The organism is Tepidicaulis sp., from assembly GCF_965222285.1.
Classification (GTDB): domain Bacteria; phylum Pseudomonadota; class Alphaproteobacteria; order Parvibaculales; family Parvibaculaceae; genus Tepidicaulis.
Genome location: NZ_OZ244942.1, coordinates 1,041,435 through 1,064,209, shown reverse-complemented (window position 1 = coordinate 1,064,209; position 22,775 = coordinate 1,041,435). Strand labels below are relative to the sequence as shown.

The 22,775-nt window shown below is 62.3% G+C and carries 26 protein-coding genes; 12 read left to right on the top strand and 14 right to left on the bottom strand.

The window, feature by feature from the left end:
* Nucleotides 1-41 precede the first annotated feature (41 nt).
* Complete coding sequence (locus ACOQOT_RS05035) at nucleotides 42-1,406, top strand: YhjD/YihY/BrkB family envelope integrity protein (RefSeq protein WP_420561283.1); 1,365 nt, start codon at nucleotides 42-44, stop codon at nucleotides 1,404-1,406.
* Nucleotides 1,407-1,460: 54 nt separating this feature from the next.
* Here the strand turns inward: ACOQOT_RS05035 and ACOQOT_RS05030 are convergent, their stop codons facing one another.
* The 12 genes from ACOQOT_RS05030 to ACOQOT_RS04975 form a co-directional block, all read right to left on the bottom strand.
* The gene (locus ACOQOT_RS05030; RefSeq protein ID WP_420561282.1) at nucleotides 1,461-1,925 is read right to left on the bottom strand and encodes an RT0821/Lpp0805 family surface protein; all 465 of its coding nucleotides are present in this window, start codon (nucleotides 1,923-1,925) and stop codon (nucleotides 1,461-1,463) included.
* A gap of 129 nt (nucleotides 1,926-2,054) precedes the next feature.
* A complete protein-coding gene (locus tag ACOQOT_RS05025) occupies nucleotides 2,055-3,476 on the bottom strand; it encodes a sensor histidine kinase (RefSeq protein ID WP_420561281.1) in 1,422 nt (473 codons plus the stop codon).
* Nucleotides 3,466-4,137, bottom strand: coding sequence for a response regulator transcription factor (locus ACOQOT_RS05020; protein ID WP_420561280.1), 672 nt, complete (start codon nucleotides 4,135-4,137; stop codon nucleotides 3,466-3,468). The genes ACOQOT_RS05025 and ACOQOT_RS05020 overlap by 11 nt, the downstream gene beginning before the upstream one ends.
* 24 nt (nucleotides 4,138-4,161) lie before the next feature.
* Nucleotides 4,162-4,512 carry a PepSY domain-containing protein gene (locus tag ACOQOT_RS05015; protein ID WP_420561279.1) on the bottom strand — a complete coding sequence of 117 codons (351 nt, stop codon included), beginning with the start codon at nucleotides 4,510-4,512 and terminating at the stop codon, nucleotides 4,162-4,164.
* A 123-nt stretch (nucleotides 4,513-4,635) separates the two neighbouring features.
* A complete protein-coding gene (locus ACOQOT_RS05010; protein WP_420561278.1) occupies nucleotides 4,636-5,307 on the bottom strand; it encodes a nitroreductase in 672 nt (223 codons plus the stop codon).
* A gap of 48 nt (nucleotides 5,308-5,355) precedes the next feature.
* Nucleotides 5,356-6,399, bottom strand: a complete 1,044-nt coding sequence (locus ACOQOT_RS05005; RefSeq protein WP_420561277.1) for an acyl-CoA dehydrogenase family protein — start codon at nucleotides 6,397-6,399, stop codon at nucleotides 5,356-5,358.
* A 15-nt stretch (nucleotides 6,400-6,414) separates the two neighbouring features.
* The gene (locus ACOQOT_RS05000; RefSeq protein ID WP_420561276.1) at nucleotides 6,415-7,563 is read right to left on the bottom strand and encodes an acyl-CoA dehydrogenase family protein; all 1,149 of its coding nucleotides are present in this window, start codon (nucleotides 7,561-7,563) and stop codon (nucleotides 6,415-6,417) included.
* A 125-nt stretch (nucleotides 7,564-7,688) separates the two neighbouring features.
* Nucleotides 7,689-8,492 carry an SDR family NAD(P)-dependent oxidoreductase gene (locus tag ACOQOT_RS04995; protein WP_420561275.1) on the bottom strand — a complete coding sequence of 268 codons (804 nt, stop codon included), beginning with the start codon at nucleotides 8,490-8,492 and terminating at the stop codon, nucleotides 7,689-7,691.
* A 160-nt stretch (nucleotides 8,493-8,652) separates the two neighbouring features.
* Entirely contained in the window at nucleotides 8,653-8,844 is a 192-nt protein-coding gene (locus ACOQOT_RS04990; RefSeq protein WP_147446258.1) for a hypothetical protein, read from the bottom strand.
* Nucleotides 8,845-9,074: 230 nt separating this feature from the next.
* A complete protein-coding gene (locus ACOQOT_RS04985) occupies nucleotides 9,075-9,293 on the bottom strand; it encodes a hypothetical protein (protein ID WP_420561274.1) in 219 nt (72 codons plus the stop codon).
* Entirely contained in the window at nucleotides 9,290-9,781 is a 492-nt protein-coding gene (locus tag ACOQOT_RS04980; RefSeq protein ID WP_420561273.1) for a hypothetical protein, read from the bottom strand. Before ACOQOT_RS04980 ends, ACOQOT_RS04985 begins: the two co-directional genes overlap by 4 nt.
* The gene (locus tag ACOQOT_RS04975) at nucleotides 9,778-10,284 is read right to left on the bottom strand and encodes a YcgN family cysteine cluster protein (protein ID WP_420561907.1); all 507 of its coding nucleotides are present in this window, start codon (nucleotides 10,282-10,284) and stop codon (nucleotides 9,778-9,780) included. Before ACOQOT_RS04975 ends, ACOQOT_RS04980 begins: the two co-directional genes overlap by 4 nt.
* Nucleotides 10,285-10,380: 96 nt before the next feature.
* Here ACOQOT_RS04975 and ACOQOT_RS04970 point away from each other — a divergent pair, with 96 nt between their 5' ends.
* From ACOQOT_RS04970 to ACOQOT_RS04920, 11 genes are all read left to right on the top strand, one after another.
* A complete protein-coding gene (locus ACOQOT_RS04970; protein WP_420561272.1) occupies nucleotides 10,381-12,390 on the top strand; it encodes a transglycosylase domain-containing protein in 2,010 nt (669 codons plus the stop codon).
* A gap of 17 nt (nucleotides 12,391-12,407) precedes the next feature.
* Nucleotides 12,408-13,025: a DUF1214 domain-containing protein gene (locus tag ACOQOT_RS04965; RefSeq protein WP_420561271.1), complete on the top strand. Its 618-nt coding sequence runs from the start codon at nucleotides 12,408-12,410 to the stop codon at nucleotides 13,023-13,025.
* Nucleotides 13,022-13,543 (top strand): DUF1254 domain-containing protein, encoded by a 522-nt coding sequence (locus ACOQOT_RS04960; protein ID WP_420561270.1) that lies wholly within the window; start codon nucleotides 13,022-13,024, stop codon nucleotides 13,541-13,543. The genes ACOQOT_RS04965 and ACOQOT_RS04960 overlap by 4 nt, the downstream gene beginning before the upstream one ends.
* Nucleotides 13,544-13,639: 96 nt before the next feature.
* Nucleotides 13,640-14,410 (top strand): HPP family protein, encoded by a 771-nt coding sequence (locus ACOQOT_RS04955; protein ID WP_420561269.1) that lies wholly within the window; start codon nucleotides 13,640-13,642, stop codon nucleotides 14,408-14,410.
* A gap of 76 nt (nucleotides 14,411-14,486) precedes the next feature.
* Nucleotides 14,487-15,536 (top strand): ABC transporter substrate-binding protein, encoded by a 1,050-nt coding sequence (locus ACOQOT_RS04950; RefSeq protein WP_420561268.1) that lies wholly within the window; start codon nucleotides 14,487-14,489, stop codon nucleotides 15,534-15,536.
* On the top strand, nucleotides 15,533-16,282 hold the full coding sequence (locus ACOQOT_RS04945) for an ABC transporter ATP-binding protein (RefSeq protein WP_420561267.1): 750 nt from the start codon (nucleotides 15,533-15,535) through the stop codon (nucleotides 16,280-16,282). Before ACOQOT_RS04950 ends, ACOQOT_RS04945 begins: the two co-directional genes overlap by 4 nt.
* On the top strand, nucleotides 16,279-17,082 hold the full coding sequence (locus ACOQOT_RS04940; RefSeq protein WP_420561266.1) for an ABC transporter permease: 804 nt from the start codon (nucleotides 16,279-16,281) through the stop codon (nucleotides 17,080-17,082). Before ACOQOT_RS04945 ends, ACOQOT_RS04940 begins: the two co-directional genes overlap by 4 nt.
* A 174-nt stretch (nucleotides 17,083-17,256) precedes the next feature.
* Nucleotides 17,257-17,565, top strand: a complete 309-nt coding sequence (locus ACOQOT_RS04935) for a DUF2849 domain-containing protein (RefSeq protein WP_420561265.1) — start codon at nucleotides 17,257-17,259, stop codon at nucleotides 17,563-17,565.
* Nucleotides 17,566-17,626: 61 nt separating this feature from the next.
* Nucleotides 17,627-19,285 carry a nitrite/sulfite reductase gene (locus tag ACOQOT_RS04930; RefSeq protein ID WP_420561264.1) on the top strand — a complete coding sequence of 553 codons (1,659 nt, stop codon included), beginning with the start codon at nucleotides 17,627-17,629 and terminating at the stop codon, nucleotides 19,283-19,285.
* The gene (locus ACOQOT_RS04925; protein WP_420561263.1) at nucleotides 19,272-19,760 is read left to right on the top strand and encodes a DUF934 domain-containing protein; all 489 of its coding nucleotides are present in this window, start codon (nucleotides 19,272-19,274) and stop codon (nucleotides 19,758-19,760) included. Before ACOQOT_RS04930 ends, ACOQOT_RS04925 begins: the two co-directional genes overlap by 14 nt.
* A 122-nt stretch (nucleotides 19,761-19,882) precedes the next feature.
* Nucleotides 19,883-20,251, top strand: coding sequence for a PAN domain-containing protein (locus ACOQOT_RS04920; RefSeq protein WP_420561262.1), 369 nt, complete (start codon nucleotides 19,883-19,885; stop codon nucleotides 20,249-20,251).
* A 19-nt stretch (nucleotides 20,252-20,270) separates the two neighbouring features.
* On the opposite strand, the gene ACOQOT_RS04915 is transcribed toward ACOQOT_RS04920, so the two are convergent.
* Nucleotides 20,271-21,242, bottom strand: coding sequence for a hypothetical protein (locus ACOQOT_RS04915; protein WP_420561261.1), 972 nt, complete (start codon nucleotides 21,240-21,242; stop codon nucleotides 20,271-20,273).
* Nucleotides 21,243-21,296: 54 nt separating this feature from the next.
* On the bottom strand, nucleotides 21,297-22,577 hold the full coding sequence (locus tag ACOQOT_RS04910; protein WP_420561260.1) for a D-amino acid dehydrogenase: 1,281 nt from the start codon (nucleotides 22,575-22,577) through the stop codon (nucleotides 21,297-21,299).
* Between the last annotated feature and the right edge of the window lie 198 nt (nucleotides 22,578-22,775).

Genomic DNA, 22,775 nt, shown 5'->3' with positions numbered 1-22,775 from the left:
GCCGATCACGGTTCGGCGAGTTGATGGAAAGCTGAACGCCTATGCGCATTCCCGATCTGGCGGAAATCAATCCCATTCTTCGTGTCAGGACCCTTCTCTGGGACACGCCGCTGCCCCAAGACAACCGCCCGGTCCGCGCCGCTATTTTCACCGGGCGCATCGCCTGGGTGATCGTGCACGATCTGATCGCCGGGCGGGCGAACCAGCAGGCCATGAGCCTGGTCTATACGACGCTGCTCGCTCTTGTGCCGGTACTGGCCATTATCTTTGCTGTGCTGAAAGCCTTCGGCGTACAGAATCATGTCGCGGATTTAATGCGCGAATTCCTTGCCCCGCTTGGCGCACAAGGGGCGGAGATCACCGACCGCACCCTCGCCTTTGTCGAGCAGGTGAATATCTCGGTGCTCGGTTCCGTCGGCCTTGTCTTTCTCATCTATACGCTGGTTTCGACCATGCAAAAGATCGAAAAGGCGTTCAATGAGATTTGGCATGTGCGCTCAGGCCGCTCGCTTGCCCGGCAATTGACGGAATTCGTGAGCGTCGGCCTGCTTGGACCCCTCGCCCTTTTCCTTGCCTTCGGGATCATGGCCACCGCCGTTTCCTCCGAAATCGTGGAAGACGCCGCCACCGTGCTGCCCATCAAGGAAACGCTGCAATATATCGGTCTCATCATGCCTTATATCGTCATGGTGGGCATGTTCTCGCTGCTTTATAAGGTGATCCCGCATACCCATGTACAGCCGGGCGCCGCCATGCTGGGCGGTCTGACCGCCGGGCTCATCTGGGTGGCGACGGGCTGGGCCTTTGCTACCTTTGTCGTCACCTCCGCGCGTTATGCGGCGATTTATTCGGCCTTTGCCAGTCTCGTCTTTTTCATGATCTGGCTCTATGCCGCCTGGCTCATTCTCCTGACGGGCTGCTCTGTCTCTTATTATTATCAGAACCGCCGTCACCTTTCACCGGAGCTCGGCGTTGCACGGCTCACCATGCGGGACACGGACCGCATCACCCTTGCCGTTCTCGTCATCACCCACCGCGCCTTCAAAAAGGGTGGACGGCTCTGGCCTGCCGCCGTGCTCGCTCGCCGTCTCAATGTGCCGCTCGGCGTCCTTGAGGACATCATCTATCCCCTGCGCGAGGCAGGCTTCCTTGCCGTCAGTGAACAGGGGGGCCGCATCATGCCGGGGCGCGATGCCGCCCAATCGGATATCGATGAGGCGATCGAGACGGTGCGCCGCGGCGTTCAGGCCGGCGCGCTTTCCAGCATGGACGTTCACTCCGATGAGGCGGTCGACGCCCTTTTTGCCCGGCTCGATGAAGCCCGGCGCGGCGTTCTAAAGCGCACGGCCACCGTTGCCGACCTTCTGGCGGAAGCAGAAAACCTGAAACAAGAAGCCGCCGAATAAAGCAAAGGCCGCCCGGTTTCCCGGAGCGGCCCTTTCCATCCTTTTGCGCGGCGCTTACCCGGCAATGCGCCAGGTGCCGTCCGGCTGGCGGCAAGCCGTGCCGGTGCCGGTCTGCGGTTCACCATCGATATAGATGGTCTGCTGATATTCACGGCAGTAGTTGTTACCGGACTGGTAAGCCGGGGCCGGATCCACCACGCCGTAGTGACCGCTTTGCGGGTTGTTCCAGCGCTGGGTATTACCGGTCTCGAATGCCTGATAGGAGGCATTGTGCAGATACTGCCGGTCGGCCCGGTCGAGGCTCTGGCCGATATTGTTACCCACAGCCGCGCCCAGAAGCGTGCCGATACCGGTGGCGATAAGACGCCCGCTGCCGGAACCGAACTGCGAACCGGCCACACCGCCGGCAATCGCGCCAAGCACCGTACCGCCCGTCTGTTTCGGTCCCATGCCCGTGTTCGCGCAAGCGCCCAGGGAAATGGCGACCAAGCCGATCGCGAAATATTTTAGAATGCGCATTTCACACCTTGTCCTTTCCGTGCGTCCTTGCACTGTGGTCCTAAGACTAAGCGCTTCGACCTATGCCTGGTGTGAATGGAACGTTCATAATCGGTTCAGGTTCCCGCCTGTGCGCGGGGTTTCGCCCGCCTAGTTTTCGGCCTTGGCGCGGGGCAGCACGAGCCTTGCGCGCACCCCCCCGAGCGGGCTTTCTTCCAGCGTGAACGCGCCGTTATAAAGCCCGGCGATATCCTTGACGATGGAAAGGCCGAGCCCCGATCCGGGCTTTCGTTCATCGAGCCGCGCGCCACGGTCCAGCACTTTTTCCCGCTCTTCGCTGCTCAGGCCCGGTCCGTCATCATCGACAAGAAGCGTCAACATACTCTCATCGCCCGGCGTCGGACCGGCGCGAACCCGCACCCGCCGCTCCGCCCATTTGCAGGCATTGTCGAGCAGGTTGCCGACAAGCTCTTCCATGTCCTGCGCTTCCCCGCGAAAGGCGAGCCCAGCCTCACACTCCGCCTCGATCAAGAGATTCTTGTCGAGATAGATGCGGGCAAGTGTGCGCTCCATCCGCTCTATCAAAGGCTCAAGCGGGGTAAACGCGCCGAGCACACGGACAGAGGCGGCCGCCCGAGCGCGGGAGAGATGATGGTCGATCTGCTCGCGCATCGCCGCCGCTTCCCGCTCAACGAGCCCGGCGAGCGCACCGTCCGAGCGGCGGCTTTCATTCGTGAGCACGCTGAGCGGCGTTTTTAAGGCATGGGCGAGATTGCCCACATGCGTGCGTGAGCGCTCGAGCACATCCGTCGTGTAATCGAGCAGGCTGTTCAGCTCATCCGCCAGCGGTTTGATCTCGGCGGGAAATTCCCCATGCAGCCGCGTCTGCCGCCCGGTGCGGATATCGCGCAAGGCGCTGCGCACATTCTCCAGCGGGCGGAGGCCGAAACGCACCTGAATGACCAGCGCAATGACGAGCCCGCCGCCCAGCATGAAAAGCCCGCCAATGACGAAGCCGTTGAACTGCGCGACCTCCGCATCGATGCTGGAGGTGTCGGCGGCAAGCGCAAATGAAATGACGCGCGGATTTTCCGGCAATGCCAGGCGCCGCTCCAGCACGCGCAGACGCTGATCCTGCGGCCCTGCCATGTAACCGCGCCGGAGCCCGCCCTCATCGTCTTCTTCAAGCGCGGCGAGGCGTTTGAGCGGCAGCGTAATATCCCAGAGCGAGCGGGAGCGCATCACCTCACTATCCGCGCTTTCATTTTCCTCCACCGCCTCGATAACGGCCGCGCTGTCGAGCGGTGTGATCTGCCAGTACCAGCCGGAATAAGCCCGGTCGAAGCGCGTTTCGGCAGGTGTTCGCTGAAGCGAGATGCGCCCCTCGGGCGAGACTTCCGCCACCGCGACGAGCCCGTCCAGCATAACCTCCAGATTGCTGTCGAAGCTGCGCTCCACCGACTGGCGGAACAGCGAGGTGAGGCCAATACCTGCCAGCAGCAGAAAAAGCCCGATCCACACCGTCGCCGCGGCGATCAGGCGGGAGGAAAGACTGTTCAGATCAAGCCGCATCTTGTGACATGGAAAGGCGGTAGCCGAGCCCGCGCACGGTTTCGATCGCATCCTTGCCAAGCTTGCGGCGCAGGCGCCCGATGAAAACCTCGATCGTGTTCGAATCCCGGTCGAAATCCTGATCGTAAAGATGTTCGACAAGTTCGGTGCGCGAGACGACGCGGCCCTGGTGATGCATGAGATAAGCCAGCAACCTATATTCGAGCGAGGTGAGTTTCACCGGCTCGCCGCTCAAAGTCACACGCGCGGCGCGCGTATCGACGCGCAGCTCGCCGCATTCAAGCTCGCTTGTCGCGTGCCCCGCCGCCCGGCGCAAAAGCGCACGGATGCGGGCCAGTACTTCCTCGGTATAAAACGGCTTGGTGACATAATCGTCCGCACCCGCATCGAAACCTTCCACCTTGTCCGACCAGCGCTCGCGGGCGGTCAAAATGAGGACGGGGAAATTGCGGTTATTGCGGCGCCATTTTTCCAGCACCGTCACGCCGTCCATTTCCGGCAGGCCGAGATCGAGAATCACCGCGTCATAAGGTTCGGTATCGCCCAGAAAATGGCCTTCCTCGCCGTCATGGGCGGTATCGACCACATAACCGGAATCCTCCAGCGCTTCTTTCAGTTGCCGGCACAGCGTTTGATCGTCTTCTACAACAAGCAGTCTCATATGCCGTCTCCTTCAGCCCGCGGCTTAGCGTCCCTGCACGCGCAGGATATCACCCGTGCGCGCATCCGCGATGACATGAACGACCCCGCCGCTCGGCGAAAGAATCTTGATCCGGTAGATCGGCGAGCGGCCTTGCGTCAGCTCCGCATCGAGCACCCGCCCCGGCACCTGCGCGCGCACGCGCCCCAACACCTTATCGAGCGAGACCAGCCGGCCCGACTGCACGCCTTCACGCGCGTCGTCCTGACTTGCATGCGGGTTGGCCCAGTTCGAGCGGAAGGGGTCCGCCGCCGCGCTTTCCGCCGCAAAAGGCCCCGCCAGCGCTATAAGCAGCGCCGCCAGTGCCGAAAGCGATATGGAAGCCCGTGTCATCATGGCGCCAGTTCTAGCCCGGCGCGCGTGAACCGGCGATGAATACCCTCGTTTCATGGCATTCAGTTTTCAGGAGACGGCGGGCGGGTGCAAGGAAAGATCACCCGCCGCCGGTCATTCGCGCGATCAAATTCCGTCGAAAACGACGAATTCCTCGAGCGGCGCGCGGGCCGTGCGCAACGTGTTGATGGGCGCTTCTTCGTTCATATAGCCGAGCCCCATGCCGCAGAAGAGCATCATGTCTTCCGGGATGTTCAGGAACTCGCCCAGTGTCTTGTACCAGATCGCCCAGGCCTCCTGCGGGGCGGTGTGCAGGCCTTCTTCGCGCGCGCTCAGCATGATCGACTGCATGAACATGCCAAGATCGGCCCATTGGCCGTAGCCCATCTGCCGGTCCATCGCAAAGAAGAGCGCCACCGGCGCGCCAAAGAGGTCGAAATTGCGCGCGAACTGCATCATGCGTCCGGTCTTGTCTTCCCGCGCCACGCCGATCGTGCCGTACATGTCTTCCCCGCACTGGGCGCGGCGGCTGCGGTATGGCTCTTTCAGCCCCTTGGGATAGATGTCGTATTCCGTGCCCTCGCCCGCCGGGTTCTGCGGCAGTTTCTCGGCGATCAGCTTCTTGAATTCTTTCAGCCTGTCGCCGCCCAGCACCCAGACATGCCAGGGCTGCAGATTGCCGCCGGAAGGCGCGCGTTTGGCATTTTCCAGAATCTTGCGCACGGTTTCGGGCGGCACGGGCGTGTCGAGAAAATCGCGGCAGGTAATGCGCGTCGCAAGCGCTTCGGAAACATTCATGTCAAATCCCCAATCGGTAATGGTGGTTGTGAGTGCCGAAATTTTGTCCTAGCGGGCCGTCACGAAAGGCCAGAGCGCTTCGCCGCCGCGCTCGATGGCCGCATGGCCGAGCTCTTTCGCCCAGTCGCGCCCGCTGCCGAATTCCGCCCGCCAGCTCCAGAGCCTGCGCGTGGCAAAATGCAGGCTGTGTTCGTAGGTAAAGCCGATGGCGCCATGCACTTGGTGGGCAATGCCGGTGGCAAGGTTCGCCGCTTCATCGGCACGGATTTTCGCCACCGCGATTTCAAAGCGCGCGCTTCCCTTATCGCTGTATTTGTCGGCTGCGGTGCAGGCGTGGGCGGCGGCGACATTCGCAGCCGCGACATGCGTGCTTAAAACCGCAAGCTGCTGCTGGATCGCCTGAAACTTGCCGATGGGCTTGCCGAATTGTTTGCGCTCGCCTGCATATTGCACGGTCTGTTCCAAAAGGCTGGAAAGCGCGCCGCTCATCTCACAGGCCCGCAGCAGCGCGCCCCAAAGTTTCACATCCACAAGGCCGGGAATCTCTCCGCTCTCGGCCGCTTCCTCGCCGCTAAATGTTACCGTGTCGCGCGGCTGGCGCGCCAGATTGACGTCCTCTTCGATGGCGGCGCCTTTAAGCTCTACGAGCGCGATCGTGGTCGATTGCGCATCGGGCTTGGCGTGCAGGACAACGCCGTGCCCTGCATGGCGGGCATAAGGTACGCCCGGCGCCTTGCCGGTAATTTTTCCCTTCTCGATCATGGCCCCGCTGCTGATGAGCGTCACCGGTCCTTCCGGCATCTGGATCCCGGCTTTGGCAAGAAGCCAGCCGGCCAAAATCGTCTCACCCAGCGGCACGGGCGCGGCATGCCGTCCGGCCGCCTTCAAAACGATGCTCGCTTCCGCCCAGCCGCCGCCGGCCCCGCCGTCGCTTTCGGGCACAAGGACGCGCGGCAGGCCGTTTTCTTCCAGCGCCTGCCAGAGCCCTGCTTGCCACTCGCCCGCTTCCGCCGCTTCCAGCACCTTGCGGGTGACGCGGTCGGCAAGCAAACGGTTCGCGGTATCGGAAAGTATGGTCTGCAACTCGTTCATGTCCGTCCCCTGCCCTTAGCGCAAACCAAGCCCGCGCGCGATGATCCCGCGCAGGATTTCCCGTGTCCCGCCGCGCAGCGAGAAAGAAGGCGCGACCTGTGCGAGATAGCCCAGCACTTCTTCATAATCGCTGCCGCCCGCAAGGCGCGGCTCGCCGCCCAGAAGCTCATGGGCTTTCACCGGCAGGCCTTGCTCGTAAATCGCGCCGAGGTCTTTGACCACCGAGGCTTCGAGCGCCGGGTTCTCACCCGCTTCCAGCATCCCGGCGACGGAGAGCGACATTTGCCGCAAGGTCACGAGCTCGGCAATGAGACGGCCGATCTCCGCGTCGGCGGAGCTGTCGCCGCGCGCTTTCAGCTCGCCCACCATTTCCTGGAGCAGGAGATAACTTGAAAGATAGCGTTCCGGTCCCGAGCGCTCATAGGCAAGCTCCGCCGTCACCTGGCCCCAGCCGCTGCCCTCACTTCCCACCAGCATATTGTCCGGCACGAAAGCGTCTTCGAAAACGACCTCATTGAAATGCGCATTACCCGCAAGATCCGTGATCGGACGGATCGTGATGCCCGGCGTTTTCAGATCGACGAGGAACTGCGTCAGTCCGGCATGTTTATTGTCGGGATCGAAATGCGTGCGGAAAAGCGCGATCATGTAATGGGCTTTATGGGCGTTTGAGGTCCACAGCTTCGTGCCGTTGACCTTGTAGCCGCCTTCCACTTTTTCCGCGCGGGTGCGCGTTGCGGCAAGGTCGGAGCCTGAATCCGGCTCGCTCATGCCGATGCAGAAAAAGCAGGTGCCCTTGGCGATTTCCGGCAGCAGCATCTGGCGCTGTTCTTCGGTGCCGAAATTCAGAAGCAGCGGCCCGCTTTGCCGGTCGGCTATCCAATGCGCGCCCACCGGCGCCCCGGCGGCGAGCATTTCTTCCAGCACCACATAGCGTTCGAAGGCGCTGCGCTCATGGCCGCCATATTTCTTCGGCCAGGTGAGGCCGATCCAGCCTTTCTCGCCGACCTTGCGGCTGAACTCCGCATCGAAGCCCATCCAGGTCTGCGCGCGCGTTACTGCCGGCAGGTCTTTCAGCTCCTCGGCCAAAAAGGCACGCACTTCCTTGCGCAGCGCTTCGGCCTCCGGCGGCAGCGTGCATAAATCGAACCGGAATTCCTGCATGGCGTCCGCCTCCCTCAGCGGTGTTCTTGTTATCGCTCATATAGGGTGTCATGAAGCGATGAGCAATCTGGCGCAAGCTATCCTCTGCCGCAAGTTGCCGCAGGGGCAGGCAGAATGCGCGCGCCTCATGTCACGAGCGCGACGCTGCCCCCGTCGATGCGCAGATTGACCGCATTGATGGCGCCGGCGCGCGGCGAGCATAAAAACGCAGCGGCATCCGCCACTTCCTCGCGCGTTGCGATTCGCCCGGTCAGGTTCCCGCCGAAAAGTTTCACCGCCTCGCGCTCGCGTTCTTCCCAGCTCTCGCCCCAGCCTCTTTTGGCGGCGAGCCGCGCAATCCATTCTTCCACTTCCGCTGTGCGGATGAGACCGGGGCTGAGAAGATTGACCGTCACGCCCGTTCCGCCAAGTTCCTTGGCAAGGGAGACGGTCATCGCCGCCATCGCGCCTTTTGCCGCATAATAATGCGGGCGCTCGGCGGCAGGCTGGGTGGAGCCGATCGTGCCGAGATTGAGAATGCGCCCCCAGCCCAGTTCTTTCATGGGCCCCATGGCAAGGCGGGAGAGGCGCTGTGCCGTCAGGACATTGTGATTGTAAGAGGTCTCCCAATCAACCGTCTCGGCGCTTGCCCATTTCTTGCCGTCGGCAATGCCGTAATTGTTGATGAGAATGTCGAGGCCGCCCAGCGCCGCCACTGCTTCTTCATAAGCCTGACGCGCGCCGTCATCGGTCAAAAGATCGCCGCTCACGGCATGGGCGGTCAGCCCCTCGTCCCGTAGCCGCGCCGCTTCCCCTTCCGCCTTCTTGCGGGAAAACCCGTGCAGCGCCACCGCCGCGCCTTCGCGCGCCAGTGTGCCGGCAATCACCGCGCCCGTGCCGCGCTCCGCGCCGCTGATCAAAACCCGCTTGCCGCTTAGCTGCAAATCCATGATGCCCTCATCTCGCGCTCAAAACGGCGGTGATGATGCAGGCGGCAGCGCGCAATCACAAGCGCGGCTCAAACAGAAAAGAAATAAAGGGAAGGAATAGGGACGCGGAGGCTCCACGCGGCCTCAGGCCACGGAGCGGAAAGACGGAAATCAATCGCGCTTAAAGATCCGCGGATGCCGTTTGAACGGACAGGAACGGAACGTTGCCGCTCAGCGAAGCCGAATATTCGACCCCGACCTGCAAACCCGCGACGAAGGATGCCGCGCTCAAGGTCAGCAGAAACAGCGACACGGCAAGCGCTTTCACATTGATGCGCCGGCGTTGCGGAAAGAAAATCATTCGCTGCGTCATGGTGCCTCTCCACCGGCCTTCCGGCCGGGCGTTTGAGTGAGTGCCCGGCCGATAGATACCGGACACCATGAAACAGACTAACATTGACGTTTTAAGCAAATCTGAACGGAACAATAAAAAAGTAACTTAAAATACTGTGCCCGGCACAATATTGACCGGAAGTCTCCGGGGCGGGTGCCCGGATCATCCTTCCTCACCGCCCGGTACTTCTTTCCCGGCTACCTTTCCCGCTATTTTTTCCAGGGGCCCGCGCCGCCCGGCCGCGCATAGCCGATATTCAGGGCCAGAATCTCCAGGATCCGGTAGGTTTTGCCGATCCATTTATCGTCTTTCGGCGTCGGGGTGAGCGCGGTTACGGCAGAGGCCGCCCCCACCAGCGACAAGAGCGCCGAAAGCCAGTCGGGCACGCTTGCCAGAATTGCCGGAATACCGGCCAGCAGATCGTTCATTCACGCCTCCTTTTCTCCTGCGGCCTGCCGCAGGTCCTCTCCTCACATGCCGCCCCCGAAACGGGGTCCAAAAAGGGATAAAGCGCCGCCGCTTCTTCCGGGCGGACATAGAACCAGTGCCGGCCGATGAGCGCGCGCGGCAGCGCCCGCGCCGCCCAGGCCGGGGCCTCCTCATGGCGGTGAAACTGCGTCGCCCCGCCGGTTTCATCCGGCAGCACGCCCGAAAGCGCGGCGCGGGAGATTTCGAGAAACCGCCCCGCCTCCCCCGTCTCCGGCTGCCGCACGGCAAGGCTCGCCAGCACGGCATAAAGCGAGCCGTCCCCATAAAGCGGATGCGCCCGGCCCACGGCCCGCTTATAGGCCCGCGCCCATAACAGCCGGTTGCGGATGAGCGCGGCCAGCGCGCGGATGCTGGCCTCGCTCGCCTCGCCAATCCTGTTCCGGAGCGTTTCACTTTCAAGAGGCACGCAAAAATAAATGCGGCTCACTCATCGTCGTCGCCGCTCAGCCCGTCATAATGCGGCCAGGAGACGATGCGCCCGTCGAGTTCGTCATCCGTCACCTCTTCTTCCGAGACGACCTTGCCGCGCACGGAGATGCCGGCCAGATGCACGCTTTCCCGCTCGCCCGAGACAAGCGGATGCCACCAGGGCAGGTCCTTACCGTCGCGCAGCAATTTATAAGCGCAAGTGTCCGGCATCCAGTCGAGGTCTTTCAGATTGTCCGGCGTCAGCGTCACGCAGGTCGGCACGCGTACCGAGCGGTTCTTGTAATCGGTGCAGGCGCACGCCTCGCAGTCGAGGAGATGGCAAACCACATCCGTATAAAGGATTTCGGCGGTGTCCTCGTCTTCCAGTTTGACGAGGCAGCATTTCGCGCAACCGTCGCAGAGCGATTCCCACTCCGCCCGGCTCATCTCGTCCAGGGCTTTGCGCTGCCAGAAAGGCGCGCCCGCGTCTTTACTCATTTCCGGTCCCGTTTCCGCCGTCATGCCGGGGCATGGCGATTGCTTAATTCCCTTCATGGGCGCATGTCCAGCCTGCCTTTCGTGCCACATTGGCACAGGGCGGCCCAGAAGTGAGGGGAAATGGCGGAGAAACCGCAAGATGGCTGGCCCGAAAGCGGGCCGGAAAGAGACAGACCGTCCCCGCCCGGGCATGAGGGCGGGCGGACGCGCGTGCGTCTGCGCCGCTGGGTCTCGCTTCTGTCTTTCTCTTTCATGGCGCTAACCATCGCGCTCGGCTTTCTCGTCTTCTTGCTTCTGCCGCATCTGCAAAAGCAGATCGACAATCCCCAGCTTCTCGATCAGCGCGCCGCCATGGTGCTCGATGCGGATGGCAAAGAGCTTGCGACGCGCGGCGGGCGTTATGCCGACATCGTGCCGCTGGAAGAAATGCCGCCCTATCTCATTCAAGCTTTTCTCGCCGCCGAGGATCAGCGCTTTTATTCCCATAGCGGTTTCGACATTCGCGGCATCCTGCGCGCCGCCTGGCGCAACCTGCAGGCCGGCGCCTTCGTCGAAGGCGGCTCGACCATCACTCAGCAGCTCGCCAAGAACCTTTATCTTTCCTCCGAGCGCACGGTCGCGCGCAAATTCCAGGAAGCGCTGATCACGCTCTGGCTGGAATCCCATTACACGAAAGACGAAATCCTCTCCGTCTATCTGAACCGCATTTATCTCGGCGCGGGTACTTACGGGGTGGAAGCGGCCTCACGCTTTTATTTCAACAAGCCCGTCTCGGACGTGACGCTTGCCGAGGCCGCGCTTCTTGCAGGGCTCCCCAAAGCGCCGAGCCGGTTTGCCCCTACAAACGATCTTAAACGCGCCCAGGCCCGCGCCGATTATGTGCTGCAGCTTCTGGTGGAAACCGGTTCGCTGACGAATGGCGAGGTTTTCGCCGCCCGTGCCGAGCCTGCAGAAATCGTCGTGCGCGAAGACCGCCTCGGCACGCATTATTTTGTCGACTGGATTTTGGAAGAAGCCCGCGCCCTCATCCCGCCTGCCGATGGCACGATCATCATCCGCACGACGCTCGACGGCGCGATGCAACGCAAGGCGGAAGCTGCGATGGAAAAAGCGCTGGCCGATCAAGGGCCCGCCGTAAATATCGAACAAGGCGCGCTGCTTACGCTCGCGCGGGACGGGGCGGTCAAAGCCATGGTGGGCGGGCGCTCTTATCTCGACAGCCAGTTCAACCGCGCCGCTCAAGCCAAGCGCCAGCCGGGCTCCGCCTTCAAGCCGGTAATTTATCTCACCGCCCTTAAAAACGGTTTCGGCCCCTCGTCCATCATGATCGACGAGCCGGTGGACATTCACGGCTGGCAGCCGGAAAACAGCGCCGGGCGTTATTGGGGCCCCGTCACGCTTCTCACCGCCTTCAAACATTCGCTCAACACCGTCGCCGTCCGGCTGACCGAACAAGTCGGCCGCGGCAAGGTGATCGGGACGGCGCGCCAGCTCGGCATCAAAAGTCCGATCGCCGCGCTTCCTTCCCTTGCGCTCGGCGCTTCGGAAGTGACGCTTGTGGAACTGACCGGCGCTTATCTTCCCTTCGCCGCCGACGGCAAGGGCGCAGCGCCATGGGGCATTACGGAAATTTCTACGCCGTCCGGCATCGTGCTTTACGAACGCAAGGAAGAGCCGCGCCAGATCATTTCCGCCCGGCGCGCGCGGGACATGACCCATATGCTCCATCAGGTGATCGCCGAAGGCACGGGCACGCGCGCCAGCCTCGGGCGGCGCATGGCGGCGGGTAAAACCGGCACCAGCCAGAACAACCGCGATGCCTGGTTCATCGGTTACACCCATCAATATGTGACCGGCATCTGGTTCGGAAACGATGACAGCTCGCCGAGCGAAGGGGCGAGCGGCGGCGGCATCGCGGCTAGCACCTGGAGCGCTTACATGAACGACATTCACCGCGGCCTGCCGCGCATCGCCCTTCCCGGCGTCCGGCGGGAGCCTGTGGTGGCCCGTCAGGGCAAGGAGCAGGAATATTTCCGCCAGCTTTCCGCTCTCTTCCGCTCCGCCCCGCCTGTGAGCGCGGGCCGGACGACGCGCTTTCGCCAGGGCGGGGAAACGATTAGGGTAAGGTAAAAAGGGGAGATGGGGGATTGAAACTCGCAGGAAAACTGGTCGCCGCCCTGCTCGTGGCGCTGGCGCTCGGCGCAGGCTCGGCCTGGTGGGTCGTTGATGGCGGGCTCGGGCGCATCGGCTTTGGCGGTGCGGCGCAAAATGGCGCCTGGCACACCAACCTTGCCATCGGCTCCCCCGCCGCCGACCCTTACATTCGCGCCGCCGTCGCGCGGCAGGGCCTGCTCGCGCTTTCCAAATCCGAAACGATTTACTTCACCGCCTTTACGGATGATTCCGGCGCGGCGCTCAAAACCAACTGTGCCTATGTCGTCTCCGGCGGCAAGCTGCCCGCACGCTGGTGGTCCATCACCGCTTATGGCGCGGACCATTACCTCATCCCCAACAAGGCGGATAAATATTCCGCCGCGATGAACACCGTCACCTGGACGAATGAGCGTTTTCTTTTCACCGTCGGCCCCGAAAAAGCGGCGGAGGGAGAAGAAAGCGCGAAGGGCGATTTCGTGCCGACGGGCTATGAAGGCGGTGACGGCGCCTCCTTCTCGCTGACCTTGCGGCTTTATAATCCGGAGCCCGAAGTTGCCGCCGCCCCGCAAGACCTCACCCTGCCGACCGTCACGAAGGAGCGCTGCCGATGAAAAGCTGGCCTTTCTGGATCGCCGGCACGCTGGTGCTGGCCGTGCTCTTTCATATTTCAGCGATCCTCGCCTATCCGCATGTCGTCATGGGCGTGCTGCACAGCCGCGTCGTGGAAAGCGAGGGCGCGAATAAAATGACAGCCGGCCCCCGCGCCAGCGCCGAGGCGCGCGGCGTGGTGCGCCCAAGCCCCGATCTTCTTTATGCGATCTGCGCTTATGATCTGACCTCGGGCCCGGTAAAGTTTTCCGCGCCCGTACCCGACACCTATTGGTCGCTTTCCATGTTCGCGGCCAATACGGATAATTTCTTCACGGTGAACGACACCCAGGCCGCCCGCGATGAGGTGGAGGTTATTCTCGTCACCGAAGATCAGATCGTGCCCGACCCCAAAGGCATTCCCATCGTCGTTGCGCCTTCCGCCAAGGGCGTCGCGCTGGTGCGCACGCTGATTTCCTCCGAAGACAAGCTTCCCGCCCTTCAAGAGGCCGTGAAAGCAGCCCGCTGCTCTGTGATGTAAAGCCAGAGGGTACGCGCGGGGGACTTGCGGCGGGCGGCGCCATCGGTTAGTCCTGCCCGCCTGATGAAGGCCCTTCGTGGTGGCGGGCCCGCATTCATGGACATTTCCGTGCGCCGTATCACTGCCGGGGCGTTTGCCCGGTTTCTCCGTCATGCCGTGCCCGACGCGCCGCAATTGCCCGGCGCGGAGAAATGGCGCGCGGTCGCAGGCGCGCTGACCGGCATTTTCGTGACCGGCCTGCTTTCCCAATATTGGCTCGGCGTTTCAAGCGCGGGCAGCGCTTATCTTATCGCGCCGATGGGCGCCTCCGCCGTGCTTTTATTCGCCGTGCCCGCCAGCCCCTTGGCCCAGCCCTGGTCCATCATGGGCGGTAATGTTCTTTCCGCGCTGGTCGGCATTTTCGCGGTGAAGATTTTCGGCGATCCGGTTTTAAGCGCGGCCTTCGGCGTTGCGGGCGCCATCGGTCTCATGGCCGCCTGCCGCTGTCTGCACCCGCCGGGCGGCGCGGTGGCGCTGACGGCCACGCTCGGCGGACCGGATATTTTCGGCGCAGGCTTCATGTTCGCGCTTTTCCCGGTGGCGGCGAATTCCGCGCTTTTGCTTTTGACCGCGCTCGCCTTCAACAATGCCACGCGCCATTCCTATCCCCATGCCGCTCCTGCGCCGCATGGCAAACCGGCGGGCCAGGAACCTCTCGCCTTCACCCATGAGGATATCGAGGCGGTGCTGGGCGATTACGGCGATTTTCTGGATGTAAGTCCCGAGGACGTCGAAACGCTGATCAGGGACGTGGAAGCGCGCGTTCATGCCCGCGCCGCCGCGTCACAAACGCCCGCCGCCCGCCCCGCGCTCAAACGCGCCTCCTGACCTCCGCCCCGCGCGCTCTATCTTCTGCACATAAGAAACTGCTAAACTGGCCGCTCATCTGGTCATGGGGGATGTCATGAACCGATCCGTTCTTGTCGGTGCCGGGATTGTTGTTGCCGCAGCCGCGCTGCTTGCTTTTCTTTTTTTGCGCGACGAGGCGCCCGCCCCGGGCGAAGGGGATGGTCTGCGCGAAATTACTTTCGTGACGGACTGGAAGGCGCAGGCCGAACAAGGCGGCTTCTATCAGGCGAAAGCCATGGGCTTTTACGAGGAAGCCGGGCTCGATGTGACGATCCGCCAGGGCGGGCCGGGCGTCAACGTGCCCCAGCTCATCGCCGCAGGCGCAGTCGATATGGGCATGGGCTCGAACAGTTTCATTCCGCTCAACACGATTGCGGCGGGCGCGAAGATGAAAGCGGTCATGGCGAGCTTTCAAAAAGACCCGCAAGTGCTCATCACCCATCCGCGCGCGGACGTGCAGTCCATCGCCGACATGAAGGGCAAGCCCATCATGGTGTCGGACGCGACGATCAGCGCGTTCTGGATCTGGCTGCGCGCGAAATACGGCTTCGAGGATACGCAGATCCGAAAATACACCTTCAACCTCGCGCCCTTTCTTTCCGACCCTGAGGCTATCCAGCAGGGCTATCTTTCCTCCGAGCCTTATCTCATCGAAAGGCAAGGCGGTTTTGAGCCGCAAGTTTTCCTCCTTTCCGATTACGGTTATCCGGGCTACGGCGCCTTCGTGCTCGCGCCCGACAGTTTGATCGAGGAAGAGCCGGAGGTGGTGCAGGCCTTCGTCGATGCGACGATCAAAGGCTGGATCAGTTATCTTTACGATGACCCCGCCCCCGGCAATGCACTGATCCTCGAAGACAATCCGGAAATGAGCGAGGACGTGCTCGCCCAGGCCGTCGAAAAATTGCAGGCCTACGGCATCGTCGATTCCGGGGAAACGGCAGAGCTTGGCATCGGCGCGATGAGCGATAAACGCTGGAAAGAATTTTTCGAGCTCATGGCGCGCGAAGGGGTTTACGACCCCGCCCTTAATTACAAAGAGGCTTACACGCTGCACTTCATCAATAATGGCTACGGGCTCGATTATCAGCGCGGACTTGGCGAATGACGAAAGCCGGGCTTTTGCAGATCGAGGGGGCGGGCAAGACCTACCGGGGCGGAACGCAGGCTCTTTCCGGCATCGATCTTGAGATCGGCCGGGGCGAGTTCGTCTCGCTGGTCGGCCCATCGGGCTGCGGCAAGAGCACGCTGCTCCGCCTCATGGCGGGGCTCCTCAGCCCCAGCACGGGCACGCTCTCCTGGGCAGGCGGCGCGCGGCCCGAAGCCGGGTTCGTTTTTCAGGACGCAACGCTCATGCCCTGGGCGGATGTTTTCGAAAACGTGCATCTGCCGCTCAAGCTGAAGGGCATTTCGGCCGAAGACGCGCGCGCCCGCATCATGGAAGCGCTTTCCCGCGTCGGGCTCGGCGAGGCGGCCCATGCCATGCCGCGCGAGCTATCGGGGGGCATGCGGATGCGCGTTTCCATCGCCCGCGCCCTTGTCATGGAACCCACCGTGCTTTTCATGGACGAGCCTTTCGCCGCGCTTGACGAGCTGACGCGGGAAAAGCTCGATGACGATCTCCTCACCCTTTGGAACGAGCAGGGCTGGACCGTCATCTTCGTCACCCATTCGGTTTATGAAGCAGTCTATCTTTCCGAGCGCGTCCTCATCATGAACGAAGCCGGACGCCTTAAAGCCTACATGCCCATCGAGGGCGGCTTCCCGCGCGGTCAGGCGTTCCGCGACAGCCAGCTCTTTTTCGAGCAGGCCAAACAGGTCAGCGCGGCCTTGCGCGGCAGGAGTGCGGCATGAACGCTTCCTCTTCCTCCGCGCGCTTTTTGGGCTGGGCCTTGCCGCTTCTTGTCGGCCTCATCTTTCTCGGGGTCTGGGAATGGGCGGTGCGCGCGCAAGGCCTGCCCGAATTCATTCTCCCGGCTCCGAGCCGCATCGGCGAAGCGCTTGTCGCCCATGCCGGATCGCTTTTCCTTTCCGCCTGGGTGACGCTGAAAGTCACGCTTGCCGCCTTTCTTCTGGCCTCCCTCAGCGGCGTCGGCCTTGCGGTACTCTTTTCTCAGAGCCGGGTGGTGGAAACCGCCTTCTTTCCTTATGCGGTGATTTTGCAGGTCACGCCCGTCGTCGCCATCGCCCCGCTCATTCTCATCTGGGTCGGGCTCGACAATGTGGAACTTGCGCTTCTCATTCTCGCCTGGATCGTCGCCTTCTTTCCCGTTCTCTCCAATAGCGTGCTCGGCCTGCGCTCGGTCGATCACAATCTGCGCGATCTTTTCCGCCTTTACGGGGCAAGCCGCTGGCAGACGCTTTGGGGCCTGCAACTTCCTGCCGCCCTGCCCCATATCCTCAGCGGCATGAAAGTGTCGGGCGGGCTCGCGCTTATCGGGGCCGTGGTGGCGGAATTCGTCGCCGGCTCCGGCGCCTCGACCGGCCTTGCCTGGCGCATCATCGAAGCGGGCAACCGGCTGCAAATCCCTAAAATGTTTGCGGCTTTGGTGCTGCTCTCCCTCCTCGGCATCGCGATTTTCTTCGCGCTCAGCCTTTTGGAATACGCCCTTTTGCGCCGCTGGCACGAAAGCGCCGTCAAACGGGAAAGCTAAGTCCCGCACGCCATATTCACATGCTCGTCATGTGGATAATATATTTCTACACCTCTATTGACGCAGATTACGAAAATGACCATGTTTACGCCCAAATGAGGCATATTCCCCGCGCGCGCGTGAAGGCCCGCGGAATTTTACCGGAGATAGGTTTTGGCCCAGCACTCTAACAAAATGGCCCAGGTTCAGGCCGTCACCGCCAACCGGCTGATCGACGGTGTGGTGATTTATCTGACGGCCAAGGGCGAGTGGTCGGAAAAGCTGGCCGATGCCGCCATTGCCGAAGGCAAGGAAGCAGCCGAGGCGCTTTTGGCAAAAGCCAATCCCGCGCTCGAGCAACAAGAGATCGTGGACCCCTATCTCTTCGAAATCGCCGAGGAAGACGGCACGCTCGTGCCCGCCTCCGTGCGCGAGCGTATCCGCATGGCCGGGCCGACGGTGCGCCTCGATCTCGGCAAACAGGCGGAAGGCAAAACCGCCTGAGAGGGGTCAGGGACCGAAACCCCGCCCCGCATGATTGATTTAAAGCTGCAGGACAAGTCCGATGTATCGTTATGACGAATTCGACCACGCTCTGGTCCAGGACCGGGTGAAACAATTCAGCGGGCAGGTGCAGCGCCGCCTGACCGGTGAGATTACCGAGGACGAGTTCAAGCCGCTGCGCCTGATGAACGGCGTCTATTTGCAGCTTCACGCCTATATGCTGCGCGTCGCGGTGCCTTACGGCACGCTTTCCTCGCGCCAGCTGCGGATGCTCGCCCATATCGCGCGTAAATACGACAAAGGCTACGGCCATTTCACGACGCGCCAGAACATTCAGTACAACTGGCCGGCGCTGAAAGACATTCCCGCCATTCTGGAAGATCTGGCTTCCGTTGAAATGCACGCGCTGCAGACGAGCGGCAATTGCATCCGCAACGTGACCTCCGACCAATATGCGGGTGTCGCCGCCAATGAAGTGGAAGACCCGCGCATCTGGTCCGAGATCATCCGCCAGTGGTCGACGCTGCATCCGGAATTCTCGTTCCTGCCGCGTAAGTTCAAATTCGCCGTCACCGGCGCGCCGGAAGACCGCGCCGCCATCCGCGTGCACGATATCGGCATCGAGCTTGTGAAGGGCGAAGACGGACAGACGGCCTTCGACATTTATGTCGGCGGCGGCCAGGGCCGCACGCCCATGATCGGCAAGCTGATCGGCAAGGCGATTTCGCAGGAAAACCTCCTGACCTATCTCGAAGCCATTATGCGCGTTTACAACATGCATGGCCGGCGCGATCACCTCTTTAAATCGCGCATCAAAATCCTCGTCCACACGATCGGCGAAGAGGAAATGCGCCGCCAGGTGGAAGAAGAGTTCGCCGCCATGCAGAAAGACGGGCCGGTGGAACTGCCGAAAGCCGAGATCGAGCGCATTCAAGCTTATTTCGCCGCGCCTGCTTACGAGACGCTGGAAAACGATCCGGCTGAGCTCAACGCAGCTTTTGAAAAGACCCCTGCCTTTGCCCGCTGGGTGAAGCAGAATGTCGCCGCGCATAAAGTGCCGGGCTATGCCATCGCCAATATTTCGCTCAAACCCGTGGGCGGCGTTGCCGGCGATGCCTCTTCCGAGCAGATGGAAAAAGTCGCCGAGCTTGCGGATGCTTATTCCTTCAGCGAAATCCGCGTGACCCATGAGCAGAACCTGGTGCTCGCCGATGTGCCGCAGAAAGACCTCTTTGCGCTCTGGCAGGAGCTCGATGCAAACGGCCTCGGCACACCCAATCTCGGCCTCATCACCGACCAGATCGTTTGCCCGGGCCTTGATTATTGCAACCTTGCCAATGCCCGCTCGATCCCGATCGGCCAGGCGATCGCCAAGAAGTTCGAGGACCTCGACCGGCAGAACGATATCGGCGAGCTGAAAATCAAAATCTCCGGCTGCATCAATGCCTGCGGCCACCACCATGTCGGCCATATCGGCATTCTGGGCGTGGACAAGAAGGGCACCGAATTCTATCAGGTCTCCCTCGGCGGTTCGGCGGACGAGAAAACCTCGCTCGGCGACATTACCGGCCCCGCCTTCACCGAAGACAAGATCGTCGGCGCGGTGGAAAACATCGTGGAAACCTATTTGAGTGAACGCCAGAACGGCGAGCGCTTCCTCGACACCTATCGCCGCATCGGCATGAAACCGTTCAAGGAGAAACTCTATGCCGCTCATTAAGGATGGAGCCTTCGTCGAAGACACATGGACGTATGCCGATGAGGAAGGTCCGCTGCCGGAAGGGCCCGTCATTGTCTCGCTGACGCGCTGGCAGAACGAGAAAGACACGCTTGCCGCCCGCACCGCCCCGCTCGGCATCAAACTTCTCTCCGGGGAAGAGCCGAAGGAAATCGCGGACGATCTCGATAAGTTCGCCGTGATCGCGCTCGATTTTCCGATGTTCAAGAACGGACGCGCCTATTCCTATGCCCGGCTCCTGCGCGAGCGCTATGGCTATAAGGGCGAGCTGCGCGCCACAGGCGATGTGCTGCGCGACCAGCTCTTCTTCATGCACCGCTGCGGCTTCGATGCCTATGAAGTGAGCCAGCGCATCACCATCGACGGCTGGAAAGAGGCGATGGACGAGATTTCCGTGGTCTATCAGCCGGCAAGCGATGGGCGCAAAACCATCTTCCAGGCTCGCCACGGCGGCTGATTCCGGCGCTTTTCGCCCGCTTGCGGCCTTAAAACCTAAAATTCGAATAAAGGGGTTCAGTAAATGCTCACTGGACCCCTTTAGTCTTTGGGTCCGACAGAACGGGGACCCAGGACAGATCCATGACCGATCACATCTATATGCGCCGGACTTTTTTCGGCGTCACCGCGACCATTCTTGCGATTACCGCGCTGATGGCCGTGCCGCTTATGACCCGCCCGCTCGAGGCGAAAGTCTTTATGGAACAGAACACCGACCGGCCGGGCGCCGATTACCGTGTCTTCGAACTGAAAAGCGCCGCGCCCGCCCATTGCATGCGCGCCTGCGAGGAAGACGGCAAGTGCCAGGCCTGGACATATGTGAAGCCCGGCCACGGCAATGCGCCGCCCATGTGCAAGCTGAAAGTGACGGTGCCCTTCCGCGCCGAAAGCCCCTGCTGCGTTTCCGGTGTCACGGTGGGCACCAGCGACCCGGTGCGCCCTTATCGTTAGGACAAAGGCGCCGCTTATGTCAGGTGGTTTTGCCGGGCAGGATGTTGCGCGGGCCTGAGGGCGCGGGCTGCGCGGCAGGCGGCGGCGCGTTCTCTTCCGCTCTTTCTTGAGGAGCGAGCGGCGTCTTGCCCGCAAGTTCCTCCGCGCTCTTTCCTTCCGCTTCAGGCGGGGTCCCCATCATCATGCCGAAGCCCATATCCTCGGGCACGGCGGGCAATTCCATTTGCGGGGCAAAGAGCGCCTGCATCAAAGCGCCGTGGCGGCCTGCATCGAGCTCGAGCCCCATGACCGCTTCTTCCAGCGCGCCGATTTCATCTTCGATGACCATAAGCTGCGCGTGGCCGGGCACCGCAAGGCGCGCGCGCACCAGTGCGTGGCGGTAAGAGGCGATGCGGTGATTGAGCACGGTGATCGTCTCATCCATCGCGTCGCCGTTTTCATCCACCCGGCGCAGCACATCCACGGCCCCATCCACCATGGCGCGGCGGCCGAGGGCGGCTTCACTGCCCGCAGCGGCAAGGGCGGCAAGGCGCGCGCGGTCGGCCTCGATGATCTCACCTGCCTGACGGGCAAAGCGGCTCGTCATGTCGCGGTCTTCGGCCAGATGCGCGGCCATGGCAAAGAGCATCGCTTCGGGCACATCCTGATAGGTGCGCGCCATGAACTGGTAATAGGTTTCGGGGTCTTCGGGCGCCTGCACGTCGCTGAGCACGCGCTCCAGCTTGGCAATGCCGAGCGGGTCATGTTCGGTGGACCCGGCTTTAGGCTCGGCGATCTGATCCGCCGTAGCGCGCAGGCCGCTTTCCCCGCCGGTCAGCGCCAACCCGCTTTCCTCGCGCCGCTCCCCGGCCAGTTCCGGCAGGCTCGACCAGACGCGCGCCGCCGTTCCCTCGAAGCCGCGGGCCTGGCGGCCATAGTCGCCTCCCGTGCATGCGCCAAGCGTCAGCGCCAAAAGCGCTAATCCTGCTGCCGATTTGACCAAAACCCGCATGGCCTGCCTCCATCCGTGAGCCGCCAAGTTTAGGCGGGAATGGTTAGGGGCCTCTTAAGGAAAAAGGGAGGGCCGTTTCAGCGCAAAAGGCGTGGGGTCGATCTCGGTCGTCTTGCCGCCGATCAGATCGGCCAGAAGCGAGGCCGAGCCCATGGCAAGCGTCCAGCCGAGCGTGCCATGGCCGGTATTCAGATAAAGGTTCTCATAGCCCGGCGCCTTGTCGATGATCGGGCTGCCATCGGCGGTCATGGGGCGCAGGCCCGTCCAGAATTCCGCCTCCGCCGCCTCGCCCACGGCAGGGATGAGTTCTTGCAGCCCCTGCAGCACGGCGCGGGCACGGGTGCGGTCGAGAGCCGTGTCGTGCCCGGCAATCTCCGCCTTACCGGCAGCGCGCAGCCGCCCGCCGAGATTGGAAACGACGATGCGCCTTCCTTCATCGGTCAGGCTTACTTCCGGCGCGCCTTCTTCCATCGCAACACTTACCGAATAGCCTTTGACGGGATAGAAGGGCAAACGGAAGCCGAGCTTGCGCGCAAGTTTGAGCCCGCCGACGCCGAGCGAAAAGACGAAAGCCTCCGCCTCTATCTTCTCCGCGCCGCAGCGCACGGCTTTCAGCCGCCCGGCGCTTTCCTCGAACGAGGTGATTTCCCGGCCATAGAGAAAGCGCACGCCTTTGGCCTCGGCGCGCTTTGCCAGCGCGCGCGTGAAAAGATGCGCGTCTCCCGACTGGTCGCCCGGCGCATAAAGCCCGCCCGCAAGTTCGCCGCGCTGATGGATGGAGGCAAGCGCCGGTTCCAGCGCAACGCAAGCCCCCGCCTCCAGCACTTCAAGCCCCGGCTCCATATCGGCCAGGCGCGCCATTTCCGCTTTGGCATGTTTGACGGCTTTGGTATCCGGTAAGAGCCGCAAAATGCCTTTGCGCTCGTGATCGAAAGAAAGGCTTTCCCCTTCACCGGCAAGGCGGGTAAGCAGGCCTTCGAGTTCTTTCTGACTGAAAAGCCCGAGGGAAAGATTGTGCCGCTCGCGCTCGGCGCGGGCCGGTGAATTGCAGCGCAAGAGAAAAGCCAGAAGCCAGCGCCATTGCTCCAGCTCGGCTTTCGGTTTCCAGCGGAAAGGGGCTGTGGGGTCGCCAAGCATTTTGAGCGCGGTCCAGGGCACATCGGGCGCGGCCCAGGGCGAGACTTCCCGGAAGCCGAGCTGACCGCCATTGGCAAAGCTCGTCTCCAGTCCCGGCCCCTCGCGCCGGTCGATGACGGTTACGTCATGGCCTTCTTCGGCAAGGCGGTAGGCGCTGGTCACGCCCATCAGCCCTGCGCCCAAAACGACAAGTTGCACGTCACTTCCTCTCAGAGCGCTGGCTCTCGCAGCGCCGACTCTCGCAATGCCAGGACGCCATAGGAATAGCGCCCGGCCGGCTCAGAGGAACCATGCCGGGAGAAAGGATGCAACCTCTCTCTTAGGAAAATATCGACGTATTGGCGCCCTGCCCTGCCATAAAAGCGCGCGGGCGCTGACATACATGTGAAGCGGGCC